General features: G+C 65.8%; 20 protein-coding genes and 1 pseudogene. 14 read left to right on the top strand and 7 right to left on the bottom strand.

What is annotated here, in order from left to right; translation table 11 throughout:
• Positions 1 to 204: 204 nt before the first annotated feature.
• Positions 205 to 774 carry a sigma-70 family RNA polymerase sigma factor gene (locus OU682_RS19630; RefSeq protein WP_268943906.1) on the top strand — a complete coding sequence of 190 codons (570 nt, stop codon included), beginning with the start codon at positions 205 to 207 and terminating at the stop codon, positions 772 to 774.
• Complete coding sequence (locus tag OU682_RS19635; protein WP_268943907.1) at positions 771 to 1,469, top strand: anti-sigma factor; 699 nt, start codon at positions 771 to 773, stop codon at positions 1,467 to 1,469. Before OU682_RS19630 ends, OU682_RS19635 begins: the two co-directional genes overlap by 4 nt.
• A gap of 297 nt (positions 1,470 to 1,766) precedes the next feature.
• Here the strand turns inward: OU682_RS19635 and OU682_RS19640 are convergent, their stop codons facing one another.
• Positions 1,767 to 2,696, bottom strand: coding sequence for a GlxA family transcriptional regulator (locus tag OU682_RS19640; RefSeq protein ID WP_268943908.1), 930 nt, complete (start codon positions 2,694 to 2,696; stop codon positions 1,767 to 1,769).
• 102 nt (positions 2,697 to 2,798) lie between these two features.
• Between OU682_RS19640 and bcoG the strand changes: the two genes are divergently transcribed.
• The 3 genes from bcoG to OU682_RS19655 are packed head-to-tail and all read left to right on the top strand — an operon-like array spanning position 2,799 to position 6,160.
• A complete protein-coding gene (gene bcoG, locus OU682_RS19645) occupies positions 2,799 to 3,722 on the top strand; it encodes a 3-dehydrocarnitine:acetyl-CoA trimethylamine transferase BcoG (protein WP_268943909.1) in 924 nt (307 codons plus the stop codon).
• Positions 3,719 to 5,149 carry a carnitine 3-dehydrogenase gene (locus OU682_RS19650; protein WP_268943910.1) on the top strand — a complete coding sequence of 477 codons (1,431 nt, stop codon included), beginning with the start codon at positions 3,719 to 3,721 and terminating at the stop codon, positions 5,147 to 5,149. The genes bcoG and OU682_RS19650 overlap by 4 nt, the downstream gene beginning before the upstream one ends.
• Before the next feature lie 27 nt (positions 5,150 to 5,176).
• Positions 5,177 to 6,160: a GlxA family transcriptional regulator gene (locus OU682_RS19655; protein WP_268943911.1), complete on the top strand. Its 984-nt coding sequence runs from the start codon at positions 5,177 to 5,179 to the stop codon at positions 6,158 to 6,160.
• On the opposite strand, the gene choX is transcribed toward OU682_RS19655, so the two are convergent.
• From choX to OU682_RS19675, 4 genes are all read right to left on the bottom strand, one after another.
• Complete coding sequence (choX, locus tag OU682_RS19660; RefSeq protein WP_268943912.1) at positions 6,149 to 7,084, bottom strand: choline ABC transporter substrate-binding protein; 936 nt, start codon at positions 7,082 to 7,084, stop codon at positions 6,149 to 6,151. The two genes, OU682_RS19655 and choX, sit on opposite strands and share 12 nt — an antisense overlap.
• A gap of 158 nt (positions 7,085 to 7,242) precedes the next feature.
• Positions 7,243 to 8,010, bottom strand: a complete 768-nt coding sequence (locus OU682_RS19665; RefSeq protein ID WP_268943913.1) for a cell wall hydrolase — start codon at positions 8,008 to 8,010, stop codon at positions 7,243 to 7,245.
• Positions 8,011 to 8,691: 681 nt separating this feature from the next.
• Positions 8,692 to 9,936: a 3-oxo-isoapionate-4-phosphate decarboxylase OiaX gene (gene oiaX / locus OU682_RS19670; RefSeq protein WP_268943914.1), complete on the bottom strand. Its 1,245-nt coding sequence runs from the start codon at positions 9,934 to 9,936 to the stop codon at positions 8,692 to 8,694.
• Positions 9,933 to 11,294, bottom strand: coding sequence for a four-carbon acid sugar kinase family protein (locus OU682_RS19675; RefSeq protein ID WP_268943915.1), 1,362 nt, complete (start codon positions 11,292 to 11,294; stop codon positions 9,933 to 9,935). Before OU682_RS19675 ends, oiaX begins: the two co-directional genes overlap by 4 nt.
• An 87-nt stretch (positions 11,295 to 11,381) precedes the next feature.
• On the opposite strand from OU682_RS19675, the gene OU682_RS19680 reads away from it, so the two are divergent.
• The 8 genes from OU682_RS19680 to OU682_RS19715 all read left to right on the top strand — a co-directional run bounded on the left by OU682_RS19680 (position 11,382) and on the right by OU682_RS19715 (position 20,077).
• Positions 11,382 to 12,212 (top strand): phosphogluconate dehydrogenase C-terminal domain-containing protein, encoded by an 831-nt coding sequence (locus OU682_RS19680; RefSeq protein ID WP_268943916.1) that lies wholly within the window; start codon positions 11,382 to 11,384, stop codon positions 12,210 to 12,212.
• Positions 12,213 to 12,327: 115 nt separating this feature from the next.
• A complete protein-coding gene (locus OU682_RS19685; protein ID WP_268943917.1) occupies positions 12,328 to 13,269 on the top strand; it encodes a D-ribose ABC transporter substrate-binding protein in 942 nt (313 codons plus the stop codon).
• Between the two features lie 57 nt (positions 13,270 to 13,326).
• The gene (locus OU682_RS19690; protein ID WP_268943918.1) at positions 13,327 to 13,971 is read left to right on the top strand and encodes a DUF2291 family protein; all 645 of its coding nucleotides are present in this window, start codon (positions 13,327 to 13,329) and stop codon (positions 13,969 to 13,971) included.
• On the top strand, positions 13,968 to 15,506 hold the full coding sequence (locus tag OU682_RS19695; protein ID WP_268943919.1) for a sugar ABC transporter ATP-binding protein: 1,539 nt from the start codon (positions 13,968 to 13,970) through the stop codon (positions 15,504 to 15,506). The genes OU682_RS19690 and OU682_RS19695 overlap by 4 nt, the downstream gene beginning before the upstream one ends.
• Positions 15,503 to 16,561: an ABC transporter permease gene (locus tag OU682_RS19700; RefSeq protein ID WP_268943920.1), complete on the top strand. Its 1,059-nt coding sequence runs from the start codon at positions 15,503 to 15,505 to the stop codon at positions 16,559 to 16,561. Before OU682_RS19695 ends, OU682_RS19700 begins: the two co-directional genes overlap by 4 nt.
• A gap of 1 nt (position 16,562) precedes the next feature.
• Positions 16,563 to 17,585 (top strand): Gfo/Idh/MocA family protein, encoded by a 1,023-nt coding sequence (locus tag OU682_RS19705; RefSeq protein ID WP_268943921.1) that lies wholly within the window; start codon positions 16,563 to 16,565, stop codon positions 17,583 to 17,585.
• Positions 17,576 to 19,309 carry a D-apionate lactonase family protein gene (locus OU682_RS19710; RefSeq protein ID WP_268943922.1) on the top strand — a complete coding sequence of 578 codons (1,734 nt, stop codon included), beginning with the start codon at positions 17,576 to 17,578 and terminating at the stop codon, positions 19,307 to 19,309. The genes OU682_RS19705 and OU682_RS19710 overlap by 10 nt, the downstream gene beginning before the upstream one ends.
• 27 nt (positions 19,310 to 19,336) lie before the next feature.
• Complete coding sequence (locus tag OU682_RS19715; protein WP_268943923.1) at positions 19,337 to 20,077, top strand: transcriptional regulator NanR; 741 nt, start codon at positions 19,337 to 19,339, stop codon at positions 20,075 to 20,077.
• A 397-nt stretch (positions 20,078 to 20,474) separates the two neighbouring features.
• Here OU682_RS19715 and OU682_RS24335 read toward each other — a convergent pair whose 3' ends face one another.
• Together OU682_RS24335 and OU682_RS19720 are read right to left on the bottom strand one after the other, a co-directional pair.
• Positions 20,475 to 20,831, bottom strand: a complete 357-nt coding sequence (locus OU682_RS24335) for a DUF2934 domain-containing protein (RefSeq protein WP_371832281.1) — start codon at positions 20,829 to 20,831, stop codon at positions 20,475 to 20,477.
• Positions 20,832 to 21,155: 324 nt separating this feature from the next.
• The gene (locus OU682_RS19720) at positions 21,156 to 22,070 is read right to left on the bottom strand and encodes a LysR family transcriptional regulator (protein ID WP_268943924.1); all 915 of its coding nucleotides are present in this window, start codon (positions 22,068 to 22,070) and stop codon (positions 21,156 to 21,158) included.
• 99 nt (positions 22,071 to 22,169) lie between these two features.
• Between OU682_RS19720 and OU682_RS19725 the strand changes: the two are divergent.
• Positions 22,170 to 22,363 (top strand): annotated as a pseudogene (locus OU682_RS19725) (MFS transporter); the annotation flags it as partial.

Here is a 22,363-nt window from a genome sequence, read left to right on the forward strand (position 1 = left end):
GCGACTGGCGGGACTTCAACCGGCTGACGTCATTCAGGCGTCCTGAGAGACCAACACGATATGCGGACATCCCCAAAAAAAAAGCCGGGCGCATCTGCCGGGGGGGACTGCCGGTGTCATTGCGGCATGGCATCTGCAACACGACGGCTGGACCCCCGCTGCCCGCAATGCCACCATGCGCGGCGACAAGGGGAGGCAAGGGGCATGAAGACATCCGCCGCCACGGCGACGGAGGAGCCTGTGGATCTGGCCGATGCGCTGACACGCTGCGCGCGGGGCGAGCAGCAGGCATTGCGCCTGATCCTCGAGGTCGAGGGTGGCCGGATGCTGGGCATCGCCCAGCGGATGCTGCAACGCCGTGATCTCGCCGAGGAGGCCGTGCAGGACAGCATGGTGCAGATCTGGCGCAAGGCGCATCAGTTCCGGGCTGGCGACGGATCGGCGCGCGGCTGGATCTTCGCCATTCTGCGCAACCGCTGTCTGAACATCCTGCGCGACGGCCGCCGCCTTGACAGCCTGCCGCCCGAGGCCCTGACCGCGATGCAGGACGCCCGGCGGGAAGCGGCGGGCACCGGCCTGGATGCGCTTGGCGACCGGGTGGCGCTGAAGGACTGCCTGGCCGGGCTGGAACCGCCCGCGCGGCGCGCGATCCTGCTGGCCTATGTCGGCGGGTTCAGCCATGGCGAGATCGCCGCGATCCAGTCGGTGCCGCTGGGCACCTGCAAGTCCTGGATCCGGCGCGGCCTCGATCTGTTGCGGAGGTGCCTGTCATGAACCGTGATGATCTGGACGCCCGCGCCGATGCCTTTGTCCTTGGCCTTCTGGACGAGCGGACCGAGGCTGAACTGGAGGCAAGCCTGGCCGATGACGATGCCTGGGCCGCAGCGGTCGCGCGGGCACGCGACCGCTTGTTGCCCCTGGACATGACGGCTGCCGAACTGCCCGGCGCGACACGCTTGTGGGAGGGCATCGCCCCAAGGCTCGGGCAGGTCGAGACCAGCGAAAAGGCCGCGCCCGTCAGCGCGAACGACGCGCGGCCACCAGGACGCTGGGTGCCGGCGGGCATGGCGGCAGCGATCGGCCTCCTGGCGGGCGTGGTCCTGGGCGGTTCCTGGTTCGAGCCGGACCCCGTCGTGATCGCGGTCCTGCTGGACGAGGCCGGCAATCCCACGGCGATCGTGGAGGATTATGGCGCCTCGGATGCGCGGATCCGCTTTGTCGCGGGCGTCGATGTGCCAGACGACCGGCAGATGCAGGTCTGGACGCTGCCCTCGGTAGACCTGGGGCCGGTGTCGCTGGGCGTCCTAACCGGCGCCGGGGGGGCCGACCTCGATCCGCCGCGCCTGCCGACACCGACCGAGGGCCAGCTCTACGAGATCACCCTGGAACCTCTCGGGGGATCCCCGACAGGCCGGCCCACCGGGGCAATCCTGGCAAAGGGACTGGCCGCGCGGCAGGACGAGATCTAGGCTCCGGATGGGGCATTCGGCTTGCCCCATCTCCTGTCCCGGTCGGCATGAGGTGCTGCGCTTCGGGCTGATGGTCAACGTGGTCCGTGTAAAGCAGCCACAAGCACCATGCCGGATCGAATGTACCGGTCAAAGAGATCCCGATCCGCACCGTTGATGAGGATGGAATCGGGCAGCAGATTGACGGAAAACGCAGGGTTTCGTGCAAACCTTGCAACTGCCGGGTTTCATCCCGCTGCCACCTCCGTTCGAACCCGGTTCGTTCCATGCAGATCCCCTGGACCGGACCGCCAATCATCAGGTCTGGTGTCGGCGTCTCAGTTGTCGGATCGGGCACGCAAAGGCGCTCTTGTATGCCTTTCCCAGGGCGGAGGCATTCGCGTAACCGCAGCGCAGCGCGATGGATCGGAAGTCGAGGTCCGTGCCGAGGACAAGATCCCGCGCCCGGGTGAGGCGCAGCATCTGGAAGTAACGACCGGGAGACATTCCCGTCTCGGCGCGGAACTGCCGCTCCATGCTGCTGAGCGAGAAACCGGACTGCGCGGCTATCTGCGCGATCGGGATGGGCATTTCGATTTTCTCGACCATCAGGTCGATCACCTGATGCAGCCGGGCCGGAGCCTTGCGCGCGGGCCATAGTGTCCCTGCCCTTGAACCGCCGCTGGAATGATCCGCCTCGTGGAGGAACATGGACGACGCCAAGAATGCGCTGCCCTTGCCGAAGCGCTTTTCGATCAGGTCCAGGATCAGCTCCAAGGCCGCGGATGCGTCGCCGCAGGACCAGACACGGCCTTCCATGACGGAGGGCAGGGCACCCACCTGCACGTTGGGAAAGGCTTCGGCAAATTCGGGCACCAGCGACCAGTGAATCGTGGCGCGCTGTCCTGAAAGCAGGCCCGCCGCGGCAAGAAGCCATGCCCCTGTATCGGCGCCCACGACAATCAGGCTGCGGCGGGAAAGCGCCAGCACGTGACGCAGACCGTTGCCACGGGCATGGTCGCGGAAGCCATAGCCGGAAACCACGATCAGCAGGTCGAAAGCCCCGCGCGCCCCGCCGTCCGGCGCCACAAGAAGTCCGCTGGAGGATCGGACGGAGTTTCCGTCCGCCGTCAGCACCTGCCAATGCAGATCCGCCTGTCCCTGGTCGCGAACCGCCCGCAGCGGTTCGAGCAGGCAGGACAGGACCATGTTCGAGAACCCCTCGAACAGAAGGAAGGCGACACGCATGGCAAAGTTTGACGCGTTTGGAATGTCGAGTGAAGCAATAGGACCATTTACTGGAGAAATGAAGGCCTAGCCTGAGCCCGACCGGGCAAAAAGGAGGTTCCCATGCCGCTCGCCATGAACAAGAACGTCTTCATCACCTGCGCGGTCACCGGGTCGGGGGCGACACAGGAGCGGTCTCCGCATGTGCCGCGCAGCCCGAAGCAGATCGCCGAAAGCGCCATCGCGGCCGCGAAGGCGGGGGCTGCGATTGTTCACTGCCATGTGCGCGATCCAGAGACCGGCGCCCCGTCGCGCAGGCTTGATCTGTACCGCGAGGTCACGGACCGCATCCGCGAAGCCGATGTGGACGTCGTCCTGAACCTGACCGCGGGGATGGGCGGCGATATCGTCTTCGGCACTCCGGAAGCACCCTTTCCCGTCAGCGCGGCAGGCACCGACATGGTGGGCGCCACGGAACGCATGGCCCATGTCGCCGAATGCCTGCCGGAAATCTGCACGCTCGACTGCGGCACGATGAACTTTGCCGAGGCCGATTACGTGATGACCAACACGCCCGGCATGCTGCGGGCGATGGGCGGCATGATGACGACACTGGGGGTCAAACCGGAAATCGAGGCCTTCGATACCGGCCACCTGTGGTTCGCCAAGGAACTGGTGCGCGAAGACAAGCTGGCCAGCCCCGCGCTTGTGCAGCTGTGCATGGGGGTTCCCTGGGGGGCGCCGAACGACCTCAACACCTTCATGGCGATGGTGAGCGCGGTGCCCGACGACTGGTGCTGGTCGGCGTTCAGCCTGGGCCGCGACCAGATGCCCTATGTCGCCGCCGCCGTCCTGGCCGGAGGCAATGTCCGCGTCGGGCTGGAGGACAACCTGTGGCTAGGCAAGGGGCAGCTTGCCACGAACGCCCAACTGGTCGAACGCGCCGCCACCCTCATCGAGAACATGGGCGCGAATGTCATCGGACCGCAGGCGGTGCGGGACAGGTTGGGACTTGTGAAGCGCGCGCCGAAGGGAGTGGCGGCATGAGCAAGGCAGCGATGATCGGCGGCGGGGTCATCGGCGGCGGCTGGACTGCGCGCTTTCTGCTCAACGGCTGGGATGTGGCCGTCTTCGACCCCGATCCGCAGGCCGAACGCAAGATCGGAGAGGTTCTCGACAATGCCCGTCGCGCCCTGCCCGCGCTCTATGACCGGGCATTGCCGCCCGAAGGCCGACTGACGTTTCACGCGGACCTGACCGAGGCCGTGGCGGGCTCCGACTGGGTTCAGGAAAGCGTGCCCGAAACGCTGGCCCTGAAGCACGGCATCCTGCCGGCAATCCAGAAGGCGGCCGGACCCGAGGCGGTGATCGGATCCTCAACCTCGGGCTTCAAGCCGTCGGAACTGAACATGCCGGGCACGCGGGCTATCGTCGCTCATCCCTTCAACCCGGTCTATCTGCTGCCGCTGGTGGAGTTGGTGGGCGATCCGGCGACCTGCACCCGCGCGGCCGGTATCCTGCGCGGCATCGGCATGTATCCCCTGACCGTCCGCAAGGAAATCGATGCCCACATCGCGGACCGTTTGCTGGAGGCCGTCTGGCGTGAGGCGCTGTGGCTGGTCAAGGACGGAATCGCCACCACCGAGGAGATCGACGAAGCGATCCGCATGGGTTTCGGTATCCGCTGGGCGCAAATGGGCCTGTTCGAAACCTATCGCATCGCCGGGGGCGAGGCCGGCATGGCGCATTTCATGGCGCAATTCGGCCCCGCCCTGTCCTGGCCCTGGACAAAGCTCATGGACGTCCCGGAGTTCAACAACGACCTGGTCGAACTGATAGCATCGCAGTCGGACGCGCAGTCCGAGCACCTGTCGATCCGCGACCTGGAACGGCTGCGCGACGACAACGTGGTCGGCATGATCCGGGCCCTGCGGCGGACCGGCAGCGGTGCGGGCAGCGTTGTGCGCGCGCATGAGGAGAGCTTTCCCCGTCCTGGCGAACGGAACGGCCTGCCTATCACCGCAACGCGCCAGGTTCCTGTCAGCTGGACCGACTACAACGGCCACATGAACGAGGCGCCTTACCTGGAGGCCGCGTCGTTGGCCACCGATCGCTTCATGCAGATGATCGGCGCGGATGCCGCCTATGTCGCTGGTGGGCGCAGCTATTTCACGGTCGAAAACCATGTCCGCTACCTGGACGAGGTCCATGCAGGCGACCGCCTGACCGTGACAACGCAGGTTCTGTCGGGGCAAGGCAAGCGGCTGCACCTGTTCCACCGCCTGTGGCGGGGCGACGACACTCTGGCCGCGACGGTCGAGACGATGCTGATCCACACCGACCTGTCCACGCGCCGCAGCAGCGAACCCGATCCGGCGGTCTCGGAACGCCTTTCGGCCTGGGTCTCGTCCCATGCCGGCCGCGACGCCGACGGTGCCGGGCGTTTCGTAGGACAGACTGCCCGGCGGACTTGACAGCCGGAACCAACCAGGAGGGGCGTGATGGACCAGGTCGCCACAATCTTTCAGCCGTCTAGCAAGCCGCTGGCCGTGACGATCCTGGTCCTGCCCGAATCCTCGCTGATGAGCATGGCCGCCACGCTTGATCCGATGCGGGCAGCGAACCGCATTTCGGGCCATTCCCCTTATGGCTGGAAGGTCGTCTCGATGGACGGGCTGCCGGTCACCACCAGTTGCGGCATGACGCTGCAGGTGGACGGCCGCCTCGTTCCGCATGTTCGCTGTGATCTTCTGATCGTCGTTGCCGCCTTCAACGTCACCCGACATACCCCGCCGCCGGTGCTGGCTGCCGTCCGGCAGGCGGCGCGCGGGGCCCGGATGGTCGGCGGCGTCGAGGCAGGCAGTTGGGTCCTGGCGATGGCTGGTCTTCTGGATCAGCACAAGGCCACGACCCACTGGGAGGACTTGGAGGATTTCGCCGCCTGCTTCCCGCAAATTCGTGTGATCCCCGACCGCTGGGTGGTGGACGGCGCGGTCTTCACAACGGGCGGCGCGGCTCCGGCACTGGACTTCATGCTGGCGCTGATCCGCGCCCGCCAAGGCTTTGGCGCGGCCCTGAATGTTGCAAGCCTTTATGTCTATGACGAGGTGCGGCTGCCCTCTGATGCCCAGCCTCTGGTGTCGCTGGGGCGCGACAGCCGGATCGACCTGCGGCTGGCCCGGTCGATCCGGATCATGGAGCAGCATATTGACGTGCCGCTGACGATCCCCGAGATCGCGAAACGCCTCCGCTGCTCCGTCCGCACGGTCGAGGTTCTGTTTCGCGGGCAGGCGCAGTGTTCGCCGGCGGCCTATTACCTGTCGCTACGGTTGCAGGCGGCCCGGCGACTGGTCACCGATACCCGCCTGCCCATGGCCGATATCGCGGTGCGAACAGGATTTTCGTCCATCGCCTCACTGTCGCGGGCCTTCCGGCGGCAGTTCGGGCAGGCCCCTTCGGCTGCCCGACGGGGATCACAGACCTAGGCTGGTCCTGGCGGCTTCCAGCCCGGGCTGGCCGTCGGCCGTGGTCACGTCCTGGAGCCAGGCCTCCAGCACGGCCGGGTTTTCCTTCAGCCACCGGCCCGCCGCCTTGCGCCCGTCCATCCCCTTGTCCAGGATATAGGACATCATCACGTCCTCTGCCTCGACGGTGAAGGACAGGTTCGACAGGAACCTGCCCAGGTTCGGGCATTCCGCAGACAAGCCCTTGCGCGTGTTCGTCAGCACGGTCGCGGCACCATCCCTGGGTCCGAACATATCATTGCCGTCGGTCAGGTATTCGATGTCATAGCGCACGTTCATCGGATGGGGACGCCAGCCGAAGAACAGGATGTCGCCCTGTGCCCCGATGGCGCGTTCGACCTGGGCCAGCATCCCCTGCTCGCTCGACTCGACCAGGTCGAAGTCGCCCAGACCAAAGCCGTTGTCCTCGATCATCTGCAGGATGGTCGTGTTCGCGCTGCTGCCGGATTCGATGCCATAGATCTTGCCGCCAAGCTGGTCCTTGAACCTGGCGATGTCGCCATAGGTCTTCAGCCCGGCCTCGTAGGTGCTGGCCGGCACCGCGAACCCAATCAGCGCCCCTTCAAGGTTTGCACGGACCACCTCGATATCGCCGGCCTCAACCAAAGGCTTCTGGATCGGCTCTTGCAAGGGCATCCAGTTGCCCAGGAAAATGTCGGTATCGCCCTGCTTCAGGGACTCGAAGGTGACGGCGACCGACAGGATCTGGACTTCGGGCTGGTAGCCCAGGGCCTCCAGCACCATTGCCGCGGCAGAGGTGGTGGCGGTGATGTCAGTCCAGCCCACGTCGGAAAAGCTGGGGGTTCGGCACTGGTCGGGCTCCGCCGCATGCACCTGCGGCAGGAATGCAAAGGTTGCAAGAAGTGTCGCTGCGATCTTCTTCATGTTATCCCCTCCGTTGCTGGCACCGGATGCTGGTGGTCCGCCCCGGTCATGCAAAGAGGATAAGGCGCGGGACGGCAGATGGTTGGCAATCTGCGCAGGATTCTTGTCAGAACGCGTCGCAACACCGGAAGCGTCAGGGTTGTTCGCCGCCGGTGACGCTAAAGTGCGGATGAACGAGGATCGGCATAGAAGACATGATCGTCGATCAGCCGAACCCGCACCATGCTTGTCGCCCAGTCGGGGGTGACGGCCGTGGTGTGATAGTGATCCGCCCCCTCGAGTTCCGGCATGGGCCCCTCAATGAGGGCGCGGGCGGCAAACCGCACCGCCTTCGCCCAGGCCGCCATGTCTTCGATCGGCGGGTAATCATGGCGGGAGGTCAGGAAGCTGAACTGCCTTGGGGCAACAATGTCGCAGGCCGTGCCGCCCCAACGGCCGGGCAGAGCCATGCGCTGGAGGATCACCGAGGCGACAGCGCGCTGGCCGAAGTCATCCTGATCGCGCGCCTCGTGGTAGATGGCCACGGCAATGCAGGACAGGTCGCTCGCGTTGCGCAACGATGCCGGCGGCAAGGGAATGCGGGCGCCCCTCAGGATCTGATCGGCTGTGGCGGGACGCGGAAGCGGGCGGGCCGTTGCGACCTTGTCGGGACGCCACACAGGAGCTGCGGCGCTGTCAAGCGCCAGGTCCGAAAGCACGGGTGCAGGGACAGCCGGCCCGAAGGTCGTGCCCCACGTCTCGGCGCGGACTGCTGGCAATGTCGGCTGTATCGGGAGGGTAGGGCCGGACGAGGCAAGGGATCGGCGCGCCTGCAGGGCGGACACCGGCTGCCGGAACTGGTTCTCGTCGACGCGAACAAAGACCAGGGCGCTTGAATGCCACGCCGCGACGAGAGCAATGGCCATGACGAGAACCTCTCGGATCATCGGGCAACTCCTTCGACAGTCCGTAAACAGCGTTGGGGCAAAAGCGTTCCGGAAGATGCCGCGATGATTGGACCCCGGCCATGTCGCAGCCCCGCCGGATCTTGCGCCGCGGTCAGGAGTCCTTTCGCCATCGGCCCCACGCGGTTCTGCTGTCCGCCCTGCCCCGACAAGAGCCGCGGATCAATCGAGGCTTTGGATCTGACGCGGCGAACGCCCTGCAACCGGATGGATCCTGCCGAGATCCTGGATTGAGGCGAGGCTGTCCGCCGCGACGGATAGGCCATCATCGACCAGAAGGTCGAACTTGGCCTGCGATCGCGCGCCGCGATCAGCACGGGGGTCGCGGCGCAGCAGGGGGTCTGGCGAGCCTCTCCCTGGAACCGCTTCCGAAGGCGCAGGAGGGACTACGCAAGGTGTCGCGCTAAGCGCTTGTTCCGTGCCGTTGGACTGTCGAAATCGACGCGACGGCTGTTATAAAATATTAGCTGAGCACCGAGCAGCTCAGTTGACTAGCGGCCGATCATTCGATCCCATTCAGCTTCTCACCGATCCTGACAAGACCGCCCGTTCGAGGCTCTCGTCGCCACCGGGCAGACGGGAGCCGCCGCTCTCAATGTCGATCCACGACATCGGCATTGCGCTTTCTAATTTCGAAAGATTTACGGTTCCTATCCTGGCAGGTCATTTTCCCCACTTCGCCAGCGATGCCGCAAGATCCGGGTGATTTGCGGCGGCTTGTTCAAGGCTTTCGCCATCGGCCGCCGCCTGCCAGGCCCGTCGGATCGCCCGCACTCCTGCCGCTGCGCCGTTGGGATGACCGTGAATACCGCCTCCCCCCAGATACATCAGGTCCAGCGTTCGGCCAGTGCGTTGATAGGTGTCGACCGCCTGACCGCCCCATTGTCCCGAGCAAACCACCGGAAGCGGGCAGTCGGCATCGGAAAATATGGGCATCATCACATCGTGGAAAGATTTTACGAAGCTGTCATCCGGCTCCCAGTATTTTGCCTGCATTCCATTGATCTGGAACTGATCTACGCCCAGCAGGCGCCAAATTTTCTGGTAGGCGCAGAATTCCATCCCCAAGGCCGGGTGGCGGGTCAGGATGTCCCATCCGTTCCGGTGCGCATGCAGGCACAACGCCGAACGCTTGCGCAGGAATGCCATGCCGCCATGCCCGATGGAGTTGATATTGACCACTGCCGCATTTCCGCCTCGGGTCGCGACATAGTCATGGTCGCGCATCATTCGGTCGGGATCGGCCGAGGAGATGCCGAAGGCATACATCACTCGCTTGCCGGTCCGGTCGGCATGGCGTTCGATCACCGGCATGATCGCATCGACCCGCGCGGCCAAGGGTGAGTATTCGGGCGACATCAGCTTTTCGTCGTCCTTGATGAAATCGACGCCCGCCTCGCACAGGGTCTGGACGACCTGCGCCGTCTCCTCGGGCGAGAGGCCGAGCGAGGGCTTGATGATCGAGGCGATCATCGGGCCTTCGGCCACCCCCATCAGGCGGCGCGACCCTGCGATGCCGAATTGCGGGCCGGGATGGCAGGCGAAGGCGGGCGGCAGGTCGAAGTCCATCACCCTCACGCCGGTCAGGCCGCGAATGGCGTAAACACCGCCCACGGTGATGGCCATCAGCGCCGCGATATCGGTGCCGATGGCGTCCAGCGGCCAGGCGATGGTCACGTCGGCGCGGTGGAAGGGGCCGGGGGCGTCGGTCGGGAAACCGGGCGCTTCCGCATGGGGCAGCGGCTCGATCCGCTCGACGCGGGCGGCATAGCGGGCTTTCAGCGCCTCGGTTTCTCCTGGCAGTTCGGTGAAGGTACCGGTGGACTGGTCGGCGGCGATCTTCTGCGCCAAGGCCTCGATGCTGCCCGGCGTCTCGATGCGGTAGGTGACCCGGATATGGTCGGTCATGCTGCTTTTCCCCTTGGCCCGCCGCCGTCGCGGAGCCAGCCGAAGTAATCCTCGGATCCCATCTGCCCGCCTTTCAGCGCGATTTCCAAGCCATCATGCAGGCCGCTGCCGAAGGCTTGGCACAGCGCCGCACCGGAAATTGTCGGCGCTTTTGCGACCAGGGCCGACAGCCCAAGCTGCCGCATTCCGTGCCCCGAGGTATCCCCGCCCGAGATTACCGCCCGCCGGATCCCCGTGGCGCGCAGGGTCGCGTCCAGGATGCGGCCAAGCGATACGCCGATGCGGCGGTTGGCGGTGGCCGGGTCCATGCCGCTGCGGGCCAAGGCCACGCGATAGGCCTCGACCTGCGGCCCCTCGCCCGAAGCCGAATGGACCAGCGGGCTTTGGCCCGCCGCTGCCGCGGCAATGGCGGCCCCGGTCAGCCGCCGTTCCTCGGCCGCCATGTCGGCCTCGCTGCCGGTCACGGCGCGCGCGTCGAAGGGCAGCAGCGCGAATCCGTTCCGCCCGGCCCAGTCCAGTTGCCGCGCCGTGGTGGGTGAGACCGATCCCGACACCGCCGCGATCCGGCCGGCCCGCGCCGCCGCGCCCGGCGCATCGACGCGCGGGCTCGCGCCGCTGTCCTGCCAGTGCCGCACCAGGGCGTATTCCACCCCCTGGCTGCCTGCCACGAAGCCCAATTCGGCGCGGTTTTCCCAGATCAGCCGCCCGGCCGCAGCTTCGCTGGCCGCCTCCATGCTGTCGATGGACAGAATGCGTGCGCCCGTCGCCAGGGCGGACCGCAGCGCCGCCTGCGGATCGGCCAGGCCCTCAAGGTCGATCAGCGCCGAGGGCAGATCCGTCTGCGCCGCCAGATGCCGCAGCAGGTCGGACTCGGACATGGGCGTGACGGGGTGGCGCGACATGACCGGGTGGCGGTCCAGCCGGAACACTCCGTCCAGCGTGCCGGCGAACAGATGCCCGAAGGCCTGGTACCGCCGCATCTGCGGCGCGGCCGTCAGCAGCGGTACGGCGCGGGCGGGACGGGTGCGCAAGCCGATCTCGATGGCCGCGCCGATGGAGCCGCTTTCGGGCGCCGAGTCGAAGGTCGAGCAGATCTTGTAATGCAGGATCGGCGCGCCCAGGCCATCCAGCCAGCCCAGCAGCGGCGGCAGGTTCCGCGCCATCCAGGCCGGATCGTGACTGCGCGCGGTCGTGGCGATGCCGATGCCCCGGCACCCAGCAAAGCGCGCCGCCAGATCGGGCGAGGGAATGTCGGTGAACAGGACCGAGGGCAGGCCCGCGAACTGCAGCACCTCCATCACCGCGGCCGATCCTGTGAAATCGTCACCCAGCCATGTCACCCAAGGCGCGTCGGACATCGCCATCCTCCCTTGACAGCTTTCCATTGTTATTATCTCATCATACCAGTTTGGCAAGGATCCATTCCTTGCGAGGAGGAGAGCGAGATGACGAAGGTTGCCCTGTTCGGGGCGGGTGGCAAGATGGGCGTGCGCCTGTCGACGAACCTGGCCAAGACTGATTTCGACGTGGCCCATGTCGAGGTCAGCGACGCGGGCCGCGAACGGCTGAAGACCGAACTGGGCCTCGACACTGTCGATGCCGCCACCGCGCTAGAAGGCGCCGAGGTGGTGATCCTGGCCGTCCCCGACACCGTCATCCGCAAGGTTGCCGCATCCGTCGTGCCGCAGGTCGCGCCCGGCACGATGATCGTGATCCTGGACGCCGCAGCCCCCTTTGCGGGCCACCTGCCGGAACGCGCCGATATCACCTATTTCGTGACCCACCCCTGCCACCCGCCGATCTTCAACGACGAGAACACGCCGGAAGGCCGCGCCGATCACTTCGGCGGTGTCGCAGCCAAGCAGGCCGTGGTCAACGCCCTGATGCAAGGCCCGCGCGAGCATTACGAACTGGGCGACCGGATCGCCCGCGCCATCTATGCCCCCGTCGCCCGCAGCTATGAGGTGACGGTGAAGCAGATGGCCATGCTGGAACCGGGCCTGTCGGAAACCGTCTGCGCCTCGCTGCTGATGGTGATGCGCGAGGCCATGGACGAGGTCGTGGCCCGCAGCGGCGTCAGCAAGGAATGCGCCCGCGACTTCCTGCTGGGGCACATGAACATCCTGGGCGCGGTGATCTTCGAGGAACGGCAAGGCCAGTTCTCGGACGCGTGCAACAAGGCAATCGAGTTCGGCATCCCCATGCTGATGCGCGACGACTGGAAGAAGGTGCTGGAATGGGACGAGGTCGCCGCCAGCATCGAACGCATCACCTGACGAACCTGCAATCGTTATCTTGTCATACCTGTTGACAGTATAACGATTCCCCCGCAGCTTGAAACGGTCAGAGAGGAACCGGCGCAAAACCGGCTGACCCCAAAGGGAGGAAAACATGAAACTGACCCGCCGGCTGATGATCTCGGCCCTTGGCCTTGCCATGACCGTTGCCATGCCGTCCTTCGCTGCGGCCGAGGGCACCATCGCGATCATTACCCCCAGCCACGACAACCCCTTCTTCAAGGCCGAGGCCGTCGGCGCCGAGGCGCGCGCCAAGGAACTGGGCTACGACACCGTGGTCATGGTCCATGACGACGACCCGAACAAGCAGCTTGAACTGTTCAACACCGCCATCGGTCAGGGCGTGAAGGCGATCATCCTCGACAACGCGGGCGCCGACGCCACCGTGGCCGCCGTGCAGGCCGCCAAGGACGCGGGCATCCCGTCCTTCCTGATCGACCGCGAGATCAAGGAATCCGGCATCGCCGTCAGCCAGATCGTGTCCAACAACTACCAGGGCGCGCAGCTTGGGGCCGAGGAGTTCGTCAAGTTGATGGGCGAGGCCGGCAAATATGCCGAGCTTCTGGGCCGCGAGGCGGACACCAACGCGGGCATCCGGTCCTCGGGTTATCACGACATCATCGACCAGTATCCCGACATGGAGATGGTCGCCCAGCAGACCGCCAACTGGTCGCAGACCGAAGCCTATACGGTGATGGAGACGATCCTTCAGGCCAACCCCGACATCAAGGGCGTGATTTCCGGCAACGACACCATGGCGATGGGTGCCTGGGCCGCGCTGGAGGCGGCAGGCCGCACCGACGTGATCGTGGTGGGCTTCGACGGCTCGAACGACGTGCGCGATTCCATCAAGGCGGGCGGCATCAAGGCCACCGTGCTGCAACCGGCCTATCGCCAGGCGCAACTGGCCGTCGAACAGGCGGACGCCTATCTGAAGAACGGCTCCACCGGCGTGGATGAAAAGCAGCTTATGGACTGCATCCTGATCAACGCCGAGAACGCCGACAAGCTGGAAACCTTCGCCCTCGCGGAGTGATCCCATCGGCCCGGCACCCAAGCCGGGCCGCTTTCTTCTACCCCCGGAGTCCCGCTGATGCGCGCAATGACCGCGATCCTTGGCCTGTCGCTGGGCCTGACGGCGCTTGGCGCCTGCAAGATCGTCCCCAACCCCGAACCCGGCGGCGAAAACGCGAGCGCTCCCCAGTCCGACGAGGACCGCATGGCCGCAAAGGCGGGCGAGATCTACACCGCCCAACTGGTCCCCAATGTCAGTCAGAAGGCCATCGACCTGCCCACGCTGACGACCGCCCTGCAAGGCGGCCTTGATGCTGCGGGACAGGCCCATGGCATTCGTCCCCAGGCCGAGGGCAGCCCATGGAACTTCCTGGTCAAGGGCCAGGGCACCGTGGTCGAGGCGAACCGGAAATCGCGCGGGGCCACCATGGCGGTGGACGTGACCGGCGACAAACAGGCCGATGTGACGATCCAGCTTGGCCCCGTCATCAAGGGGACCGCCCTGCGCGACGCGGCGGATTTCATCGTCTTCACCGATTATCGCGACCAGATCGAATTCGCGAAACTGGCCCGCGCGCTGAACGACCGGGCGCACCAGGCGGTGCAACTGCCCGAGGGCGACCTGACCGGCAAGACCTTCCGCTTCGAGGGCGCGACCACCCTGCGCAGTGCCACCGATCCCGTGCTGGTGGTGCCGACCCTGCTGCAGGAGGCAACGCCATGACCCATGACATCGGATTGCAGATCCGGGGCGGCACCAAGGTCTATCCCGGCACCCGCGCACTGAGGGGGGTCGATTTCGACCTGCGCATGGGCGCGGTCAACGTGCTGGTGGGCGAAAACGGCGCGGGCAAGTCCACGATGATGAAGGTCATCGCCGGGGTCGAGCAATTGACCGAGGGGCAGGTCATGATGGACGGGCGGCCGGTCCAGTTGAACGGCACCGACGACGCCCGCCGCCACGGCATCGGCATCGTGTTCCAGGAACTCAACCTCTTCCCGAACATGACGGTCGCGGAAAACATCTTCATCAACCGCGAGATCACGCGTGGCCGCATCGACATCGACATGGCCGCGCAACGCGAGGCCACGCGCGCCCTGATGCGGCGGCTGGAACACGACATCGACCCCGACACGATGGTGGGCGACCTGCGCGTGGGCCAGCAGCAGATCGTGGAAATCGCGAAAAGCCTCGCGCAGGACGCGCGCATCCTGATCCTGGACGAACCGACCAGTGCGCTCTCCGCCGCCGAAGTCGAGATCCTGTTCCGCGTCATCGCAGACCTGAAAAAACAGGGCGTGGGCATCGTCTATATCTCGCACCGGCTGGAGGAGCTGATCCGCATCGGCGACTACATCACCGTCCTGCGCGACGGCGCGATCACCGGCGCGCGGTCGATGGAGGGCGTGGACGTGGACTGGATCGTCCGCGCCATGATCGGCGAGGCGTCCAGGGACTTCGCCAAGGAGATCGACCACCCCTACGGCTCCGAGGTCTTCCGGGCCGAGGACGTGACCCTGCCCCGCCCCGGCGGCGGCTTGGCTGTCGATCATGTCAGCATGACCCTGCGCGCGGGCGAGATCCTGGGGGTATATGGGTTGATGGGCGCGGGCCGCAGCGAGTTCCTGGAATGCGTGATCGGCCGCCACCCCCATGCGGGCGGGCGCATCTTCGTGGACGGCAAGCAGCTTCGGACCAGGACTGTTGCGGGCCGCATCCGCAGCGGCATCGCCCTGATCCCCGAGGATCGCAAGAACGACGGCCTCGTGCAAATCCTGTCGATCCGCGAGAACATGACGCTGTCCAGTCTGGGCGCGTTCACCACCGGCTTTCACATGGACCTGGGCGCGGAACGCGGCACCGTGCGCGATTTCGTGCGTCGCCTGACCGTCAAGATCGCCTCGATGGAAAACCCGGTGTCCAGCCTCTCGGGGGGGAACCAGCAGAAGGTCGTGATCGGCAAGGCGCTGATGACGAAACCCAAGGTGCTGCTGATGGACGAACCCTCGCGCGGCATCGACATCGGCGCCAAGGCCGAGGTCTTCCGCACCATGCGCAAGCTGGCCGCCGAGGGGCTGGGCATCGTCTTCGTCACCTCGGACATGGAGGAACTGATGGCGCTGTCGGACCGCATCATCGTCATGTCGAACGGCCGCGTCACCGGCGATTTCGACCGCAAGGACGCCACGGAAACTCTTGTCATCGCCGCATCCGCCAAGGGCCACGCCCTCACTCCCCTCAAGGAACCCGCCGCATGACCCATGCAGCCACCGATACCGCACTGCAGACCGGGTCCGCGAACCTGCTGCTGGTGCTGCTGAAGGCCCGGACTTTCATCGCCCTGATCCTGGTCTTCGCCTTCTTCGCCTTTGCCGCGCCGAATTTCCTGTCCACGGCGAACATGGTGATCATGTCGAAGCATGTCGCGCTGAACGCCTTTCTGGCGATCGGCATGACCTTTGTCATCATCTCGGGCGGGATCGACCTGTCGGTGGGCTCCATAGTCGGCCTTTGCGGCATGGTCGCGGGCTGGCTGGTCCTTTACGGCATCGACCTGGGGCTTGGCTGGTCGATCCAGTTCAACACAGTCGAGATCTGTCTGATCGTGATGGGGGTCGGCGTGCTGATCGGGGCGGTCAACGCCTTTCTGATCACCAAGCTGAACGTCGCGCCCTTTATCGCTACGCTTGGCACGCTTTATGTCTGCCGGGGCGCGGCGATGCTGTTTTCGGACGGACGAACCTTCCCGAACCTGAATGGCAACCCCGAATACGGATCCGACACCTTCCGCCTGATCGGGGCGGGGAACGTGCTGGGCCTGCCGATCTCGATCTGGATGCTGATCGTGGTGGCGCTGATCGCGGCCTATATCGCCCGGCGCACGCCGCTTGGCCGCTACATCTACGCGGTCGGCGGCAACGAACGCGGCGCGGCGCTGTCGGGCGTCAAGGTGAACCGGATCAAGTTCTTCGTCTACATGTTCAGCGGGCTTTGCGCCGCGCTGGTGGGGCTGATCGTCTCGTCCCAGCTGGTCGCCTCGCATCCCGCGACCGGCCAAGCCTTCGAGCTGAACGCGATTGCGGCAGCCGTCCTTGGCGGCACGTCGATGTCGGGCGGGCGCGGGCGGATCGGCGGCACCATCGTCGGCGCCTTCGTGATCGGCGTCCTGTCGGACGGGCTGGTGATGATGGGCGTGTCGTCCTTCTGGCAGACGGTCATCAAGGGGCTTGTCATCATCGCCGCCGTGGTGGTCGATCAGGCGCAACAGAAGTTACAGGCGCGGGTCGCCTTGCAGGCCGAAGCGGGGAAGTAGGATGAAGGGTGCGTTGATCGGCTGCGGGTTCTTCGCGCAGAACCAGATGCATGGCTGGGCCGGGATCGAAGGGGTCGAGATCGTAGCCGTCTGCGACCGTGATCCCGCCCGGCGCAATGAGACCGCGACCCGCTTCGGCGCCCGCCCCTATGCCGACGCCGCCGAGATGCTGGCAGCCGAGGACCTGGACTTCGTGGACATCGCCACCACAGTCGCCTCGCACCGGCCGCTGGTGGAGCTAGCCGCACAGGCGGGCGTCCACGTCATCTGCCAGAAGCCCTTTGCCGAGACGATGGAGGATGCCCGCGCCATGATCGCCGCCGTCGACGCGGCGGGAAAGATCCTGATGGTGCACGACAACTTCCGCTGGCAATCGGCCGTCCGCGCGGCCATTCAGGCGGTGCGCGACGGCGCAATCGGCACGCCCTTCTTCGGGCGCGTCAGCTTCCGCTCGGGATACGACGTGTTCTCGGGCCAGCCCTACCTTGCCACCGATCCGCGCTTCATCATCCAGGATCTGGGGATCCATATCCTCGACGTGGCGCGCGCGCTGTTCGGCGACGTGACGACGCTGTCGGCCACCACGCGGCGGATCAACTCGAAGATCCGGGGCGAGGACGTGGCGACCATGCTGCTGGAGCATGAAAACGGCGTGACCAGCGTGGTCGATTGCTCCTATGCGACGAAACGCCAGCCCGAAACCTTCCCGGAAACGCTGCTGGAAATCGACGGCGACAAGGGCACGCTGCGGCTGGACGCAGGATACCGGCTGGTGATCCAGACAGGTGCCGAGGAAGTTCGCGATGTGGCCCCGGCGGTCCTGCCTTGGGCGGAGCGGCCCTGGCACAACATCCAGAAAAGCGTGCAGCTTATCCAGCAGCACTTCGTGGACTGCCTGCGCAGCGGAATGCAGCCCGAAACCTCGGGGCATGACAACCTGAAAACGCTGGCCTTGGTCGAGGCGGCCTATCAGTCTGCCGCCGACCGGACGCGCATCGACATGCGGGCGGCGGAATGGACCTGATCCGGCTCTACGGCACCGACAAGCCGCCGCGTCCGTCGCAGGTGCTGCGGGCGGGCGACGCGCAGGTGACGCTGGACGCCGGGCAGTTGCGCCACCTGCGGATCGGCGGGGTCGAGGCGATCCGCGCCGTGTCTTTCCTGGTCCGCGACCCGGACTGGGGGACCGTGGATCCCGTCATCACCGAACTGGCGATTGAGGGCGGGCATGTCGCCTATTCCGCCCGCTATGACATGGGCGAGGGGCACCTGGATGCGCAGGTCACGCTGACCCTGACGCCCGACAGCCTGACCGCCGAAGTGTTCGCGGTGGCCCATGGCATCGTGGAAACCAACCGCGCGGGCTTCACCGTCCTCCACCCCATCGAGGGCTTGGCAGGCGCCCCGGTCCGCGTCGGCCATCCGGGCGGCATCGAGGACGCGCAATTCCCGGCGCAGATCGAACCCTGGCAGCCCTTCAAGGACATCGCCTCCCTGACCCATCAGGCGGGCGGGTTGCGCATCGAATGCCGGCTGGAAGGCGACGTGTTCGAGATGGAGGACCAGCGCCAATGGGGCGATGCGTCTTTCAAGACCTACAACCGCCCGCTGGCTCTGCCCTGGCCCTATGCCATCGCGGATGGCGAGGAACTGCGGCAGGCGGTGAGCATTTCGTGGACGCCCGCCCCGGCAGGCAAACCCGTGCCGCTGATCCGGGCCGATGTCTCGGACGCGCACTTTCCCGAAACCGCCTTGATCCTGACCGCTGCCGATGCCCGCCGCGCCGCCGCCAATACCGACGACCTGCGCCGCATCGGCGCACAGCGGGTGCTGTGTCACCTGGACATCGCCGCAGGCCACGGGCTGGCAGAACTGCAAGCCTTCGCGGCGCTGCAAGCCGCCCTGCCAGACTTCGACTATGATCTGGAACTGATCGCCGCCTGCCCTCCTGACAGCGACCTCGATGCGGAATTCGCCGGCCATGCCGCCGATCTGGCGGCGTCGGGCTTGCGCCCTGCCTCCATCATGACCTGCCCGGCGGTGGATCGGCAATCCACCCCACCTGGATCGGACTGGCCCCCCTGCCCGCCGCTGGACCAGGTCCACGCCACCGCCCGCCGCGCCTTTCCCGGCGTGACCCTGGGCGGCGGCATGGCCAGCTTCTTTCCCGAACTGAACCGCAAGCGTCCGCCCAGTGACGCGTGGGATTTCGTCACCCACGGGCTCTGCCCCATCGTCCATGCCGCCGACGACCTGTCGGTGATGGAGACGCTGGAGGCCGTGCCGCACATCCTCGCATCCGCCCGCGCGATCATCGGCGACCGGGACTATCGCCTTGGGCCGTCCACCATCGCCATGCGCCAGAACCCCTATGGCAGCCGCACGATCCCGAACCCTGACCGTGACCGGGTCTGCATGGCCGACGACGACCCCCGCCAGGACGGCGCCTTCGCGGCGGCCTGGACGCTAGGGCTGGCTGCAAGCATCGCGCCCGCAGGCGTCACGGTCTGGACGCCCGCCGCGCTTTACGGTCCGCGCGGGCTCATCTGCGACGATGGCAGCCTGCGCCCCGTGGCAGCCGTGGTGCAGGCACTGGCGGCGCGGGCGGGCCAGCCGGTGCGCCGCGCGACCGTGGCCGATAGCCGGGGGGAACTGGCTTTTGACGATGCAGTCCTGACCGCCAACCTGACTTCTGATGATCCCGATCCCTTCGACTGGCAAAGCCGCCCGCCTTCGCCTAAGTCCTGATCAAAGACCGCAGCCAAGGGCCACGCCATGAAACACGACCTCCATGCCAGCCCCGACCGGATCACCCGCCGCAAGCTGTCAGACCAAGTCTTCGACCGGCTGCGCGAGATGATTGCCAGCAGAGAGCTGCCCCCCGGCGCGCCGATGCCGTCCGAACGCGACCTGATGGAGCGTTTCGGCGTCGGCCGCCCCGCCGTGCGCGAGGCGCTTCAACACATGCAGACAATGGGCCTGATCACCATCAGCCATGGCGAACGCAGCCGCGTAAACGAGTTGTCCGCAGGCAGCGTGCTGGAACGTGTGGACGACGTGGCACGGATGCTGCTGTCGTCCGAACCTGAACAACTGGAGCATTTGAAGCAAGCCCGGCGCATGTTTGAATGTGGGCTGGTGCGGGTCGCAGCCGAGAACGCCACTGCCCAGGACGTGCGCGACCTGCGCGAACTGGTGGGCGAACAGCGCGCCCGCATCGGCGATCCCGAGGCCTTCGTCACAGCCGACATGACCTTTCACAGCCGCATCGCCCAGATCTCGGCCAACCCGATCCTGGTTGCGACCAGCCAATCCATGTTGCGGTGGCTGTTCCAGTATCACGGCGTCCTTCTGCACTGGTCCGGGAGGGAAAAGATCACGCTGCACGAACATGACGACATCGTGGACCTGATCGCCGCGCGTGACGCGGATGGTGCAGTGGCAGCAATGCAGGCACATCTGGACAGATCAAATCCGCTCTATCTGCACGCGAATGCCATCAATCGTGCCGACTGAGTAGAATCTAGCAATCGGGTCATCCGAACAGAATGCGGGCCGGCTCAGGAATGAGGCGGGCGCCCCGCACAGGCTCTGCTACAAGGCGATCTACCATTGTGTTTACTCTGCCGAGGGTTAGTCAGCAAAAACTGGCCCGCGTCCTGCCCGAGCGGCGCGGAAAGCGAAAAGCGGACGCTGACCGGAGCGGCATCAAGCGTCCGAAGTGAACCGTTCATTACCGTGTCATTCAGCCGTATCGAGCCTTCCGCGCCGACCTTCCGCGTATCACCCCGGGTCGTTGCCGGGGCATCGCCTTTTCCCGCAGCAGCAGCCCGCGTCTTCCGGGTTCTGGTTCCCACAGGAACACCTGTGCCCTCTTCGGATACCGGCTTCGACCGTCGGTTCCGTGCGTCTTTCACCGTTCCCGTGCCCACTTCAGCCACGGCCTTCGCCTTGCGCTCCCGGGTTGCTTTCGGGCCTCCGTCGAGACATCATCTGCTGGCCCAGCGGCCCCTGCCCGCTTGGCTGCCGGGACGCTGGCTGCCGCCCGATCCCCGCCCGGGTTCGCTTTACGTCCCCGACGGCCAGTGGCCTTGCCAACAGACGCGGATGACTGTGCGTCTTCTTCCGCGGCGATCTCGCGCTCCGCTTGGGACCAGTGCTCGGCGCCTTGGCCATGCGGACGACCGGCCTGCTCCCATAAGGCATGAGCCCGTTCCCGGACTTTCTGGAGGTATTCTTCGTTGATGGGAAACCCTGTTCCGCCAGACATATCCTGCGAGCACTGTCAGCACAATGCTGTCGAAGGAGCACGTGAGGCTCACCGTGGCACGAAGATGCAAGCTTGCCAATGGTGTCTGCCATGCGGCCTGTTGAAAACAGAGGCCAAACCTGTGATGGCGATGCCCCGCAGGCGGTAAACGACTCTCACCTGGCGTCGATGGTGAGCCAAACCGGGGGCCGAGGGTCAGATCGTTCCAAACTTGGTGGAGAGTTTCCAGACTGGGAGAAGAGGCCGAACGATGCTCCACCGGTCATACCGGGTGTTATGGAGCACTGGCTGCATTGCACCCACATTTTCTGACGCTAGGATGTGTTATTGTGTGTTGCCCGTGTTCGGATAAAGGCCGCCTTGGCGCATTCCCGAGGCCGCGAACTGCTCCGCCAACGCATCGATCATCAGCCGGACCTTTGGCGTGATCCCGCGTCGGTCGGGATAAAGGGCCCAGACGTCGAGCGGCTCGGGGTCGGCATCCTGCACCGTGATGGCGACCAGTCGGCCCGTCGCCAGATCGGCCTCGACGTTCCAATCCGCCAGTGCGGCGATGCCCATACCGGTAAGGCAGGCGTCATGCAGCGCCTCGATGGAACTTGCCGTGAAGCGGCCGCCGACCGGGCACCGCTTGCCCTGGCCGAAGGCCCAGTGCGTCACGCCAGACATGCGCAAGCAGCGATGCTTGGCCAGATCGGCCATGCGCAGTGGCATGCCGTGCTCCTCCAGATAGGAGGGCGCGGCGCACAGTTGCCGATGACCTTGTGCGATGCGGCGGGCGATCAGGCCGCTGTCGGGCAGCGTCGCATGCCGGATGGCCAGATCAATCCCCTGCCCTGTCAGATCGGCAATGGTGTCGGTCGCAAGCAGGTCGATCTGCAGCTCGGGATGCTCGCCCAGCAGTCCCGGGTTCAGCGGCATCAGCACCTTGCGGGCAAACGAAGCCGAGCAGGTGACACGCAGCATCCCCGCTATGCCGCGTGTCGCAGGATGGATTGCGGCACGCGCCTGCGCCTCTTCCTCCAGAATGGCTCGGGCATGGGGAAGCAAGGCTTCGCCTTCTGCGGTCAGCGACAAGGAGCGGGTGCTGCGATGCACCAGCCTGGCACCGACCTGCTGCTCCAGCGTGGACAACCCACGAGAAACCGCCATCGCAGAGAGCTGAAGCCGGCGTCCAGCCGCTGCAAGGCTTCCTGCCTGCGCGATTTCCACGAAGAGCCGCAGATTGCGCAACTCCATTCCAACGATCTCCGTTATGGCGGCCTACCACTGCCGGTCACTACCGGAAGGCTCGTTCAGGTGCCAGCTTCCTCGCATCCAAGGCAACGGAGCATGGACATGAAGCACAATCTCCCCATGGCGATCGCAGCAGGCACGGCGGTGGCCAACATCTATTACAACCAGCCTCTGCTTGCGCTGATGGACGGTGATTTCAGCGGACAGGCGTCGGCCTATGTTCCGGTCCTGACCCAGCTTGGCTACGCGGCGGGGCTGTTCCTTCTGATCCCGCTTGGTGACGTAACCCAGCGGAA

Source organism: Paracoccus benzoatiresistens (genome assembly GCF_026913015.1).
In the GTDB taxonomy this organism is placed as follows: domain Bacteria; phylum Pseudomonadota; class Alphaproteobacteria; order Rhodobacterales; family Rhodobacteraceae; genus Paracoccus; species Paracoccus benzoatiresistens.

What these genes read in the sequence shown, in the direction of transcription:
- OU682_RS24335 (WP_371832281.1), bottom strand. Translation starts at nt 20,831, where the DNA reads ATGTCTGGCGGAACAGGGTTTCCCATCAACGAAGAATACCTCCAGAAA.
- OU682_RS19680 (WP_268943916.1), top strand. Translation starts at nt 11,382, where the DNA reads ATGACGAAGGTTGCCCTGTTCGGGGCGGGTGGCAAGATGGGCGTGCGC.
- OU682_RS19675 (WP_268943915.1), bottom strand. Translation starts at nt 11,294, where the DNA reads ATGTCCGACGCGCCTTGGGTGACATGGCTGGGTGACGATTTCACAGGA.
- OU682_RS19720 (WP_268943924.1), bottom strand. Translation starts at nt 22,070, where the DNA reads ATGGAGTTGCGCAATCTGCGGCTCTTCGTGGAAATCGCGCAGGCAGGA.
- OU682_RS19650 (WP_268943910.1), top strand. Translation starts at nt 3,719, where the DNA reads ATGAGCAAGGCAGCGATGATCGGCGGCGGGGTCATCGGCGGCGGCTGG.
- OU682_RS19705 (WP_268943921.1), top strand. Translation starts at nt 16,563, where the DNA reads ATGAAGGGTGCGTTGATCGGCTGCGGGTTCTTCGCGCAGAACCAGATG.
- OU682_RS19685 (WP_268943917.1), top strand. Translation starts at nt 12,328, where the DNA reads ATGAAACTGACCCGCCGGCTGATGATCTCGGCCCTTGGCCTTGCCATG.
- OU682_RS19640 (WP_268943908.1), bottom strand. Translation starts at nt 2,696, where the DNA reads ATGCGTGTCGCCTTCCTTCTGTTCGAGGGGTTCTCGAACATGGTCCTG.
- OU682_RS19635 (WP_268943907.1), top strand. Translation starts at nt 771, where the DNA reads ATGAACCGTGATGATCTGGACGCCCGCGCCGATGCCTTTGTCCTTGGC.
- choX (WP_268943912.1), bottom strand. Translation starts at nt 7,084, where the DNA reads ATGAAGAAGATCGCAGCGACACTTCTTGCAACCTTTGCATTCCTGCCG.
- OU682_RS19715 (WP_268943923.1), top strand. Translation starts at nt 19,337, where the DNA reads ATGAAACACGACCTCCATGCCAGCCCCGACCGGATCACCCGCCGCAAG.
- OU682_RS19655 (WP_268943911.1), top strand. Translation starts at nt 5,177, where the DNA reads ATGGACCAGGTCGCCACAATCTTTCAGCCGTCTAGCAAGCCGCTGGCC.
- OU682_RS19630 (WP_268943906.1), top strand. Translation starts at nt 205, where the DNA reads ATGAAGACATCCGCCGCCACGGCGACGGAGGAGCCTGTGGATCTGGCC.
- OU682_RS19710 (WP_268943922.1), top strand. Translation starts at nt 17,576, where the DNA reads ATGGACCTGATCCGGCTCTACGGCACCGACAAGCCGCCGCGTCCGTCG.
- OU682_RS19695 (WP_268943919.1), top strand. Translation starts at nt 13,968, where the DNA reads ATGACCCATGACATCGGATTGCAGATCCGGGGCGGCACCAAGGTCTAT.
- OU682_RS19690 (WP_268943918.1), top strand. Translation starts at nt 13,327, where the DNA reads ATGCGCGCAATGACCGCGATCCTTGGCCTGTCGCTGGGCCTGACGGCG.
- OU682_RS19665 (WP_268943913.1), bottom strand. Translation starts at nt 8,010, where the DNA reads ATGATCCGAGAGGTTCTCGTCATGGCCATTGCTCTCGTCGCGGCGTGG.
- bcoG (WP_268943909.1), top strand. Translation starts at nt 2,799, where the DNA reads ATGCCGCTCGCCATGAACAAGAACGTCTTCATCACCTGCGCGGTCACC.
- oiaX (WP_268943914.1), bottom strand. Translation starts at nt 9,936, where the DNA reads ATGACCGACCATATCCGGGTCACCTACCGCATCGAGACGCCGGGCAGC.
- OU682_RS19700 (WP_268943920.1), top strand. Translation starts at nt 15,503, where the DNA reads ATGACCCATGCAGCCACCGATACCGCACTGCAGACCGGGTCCGCGAAC.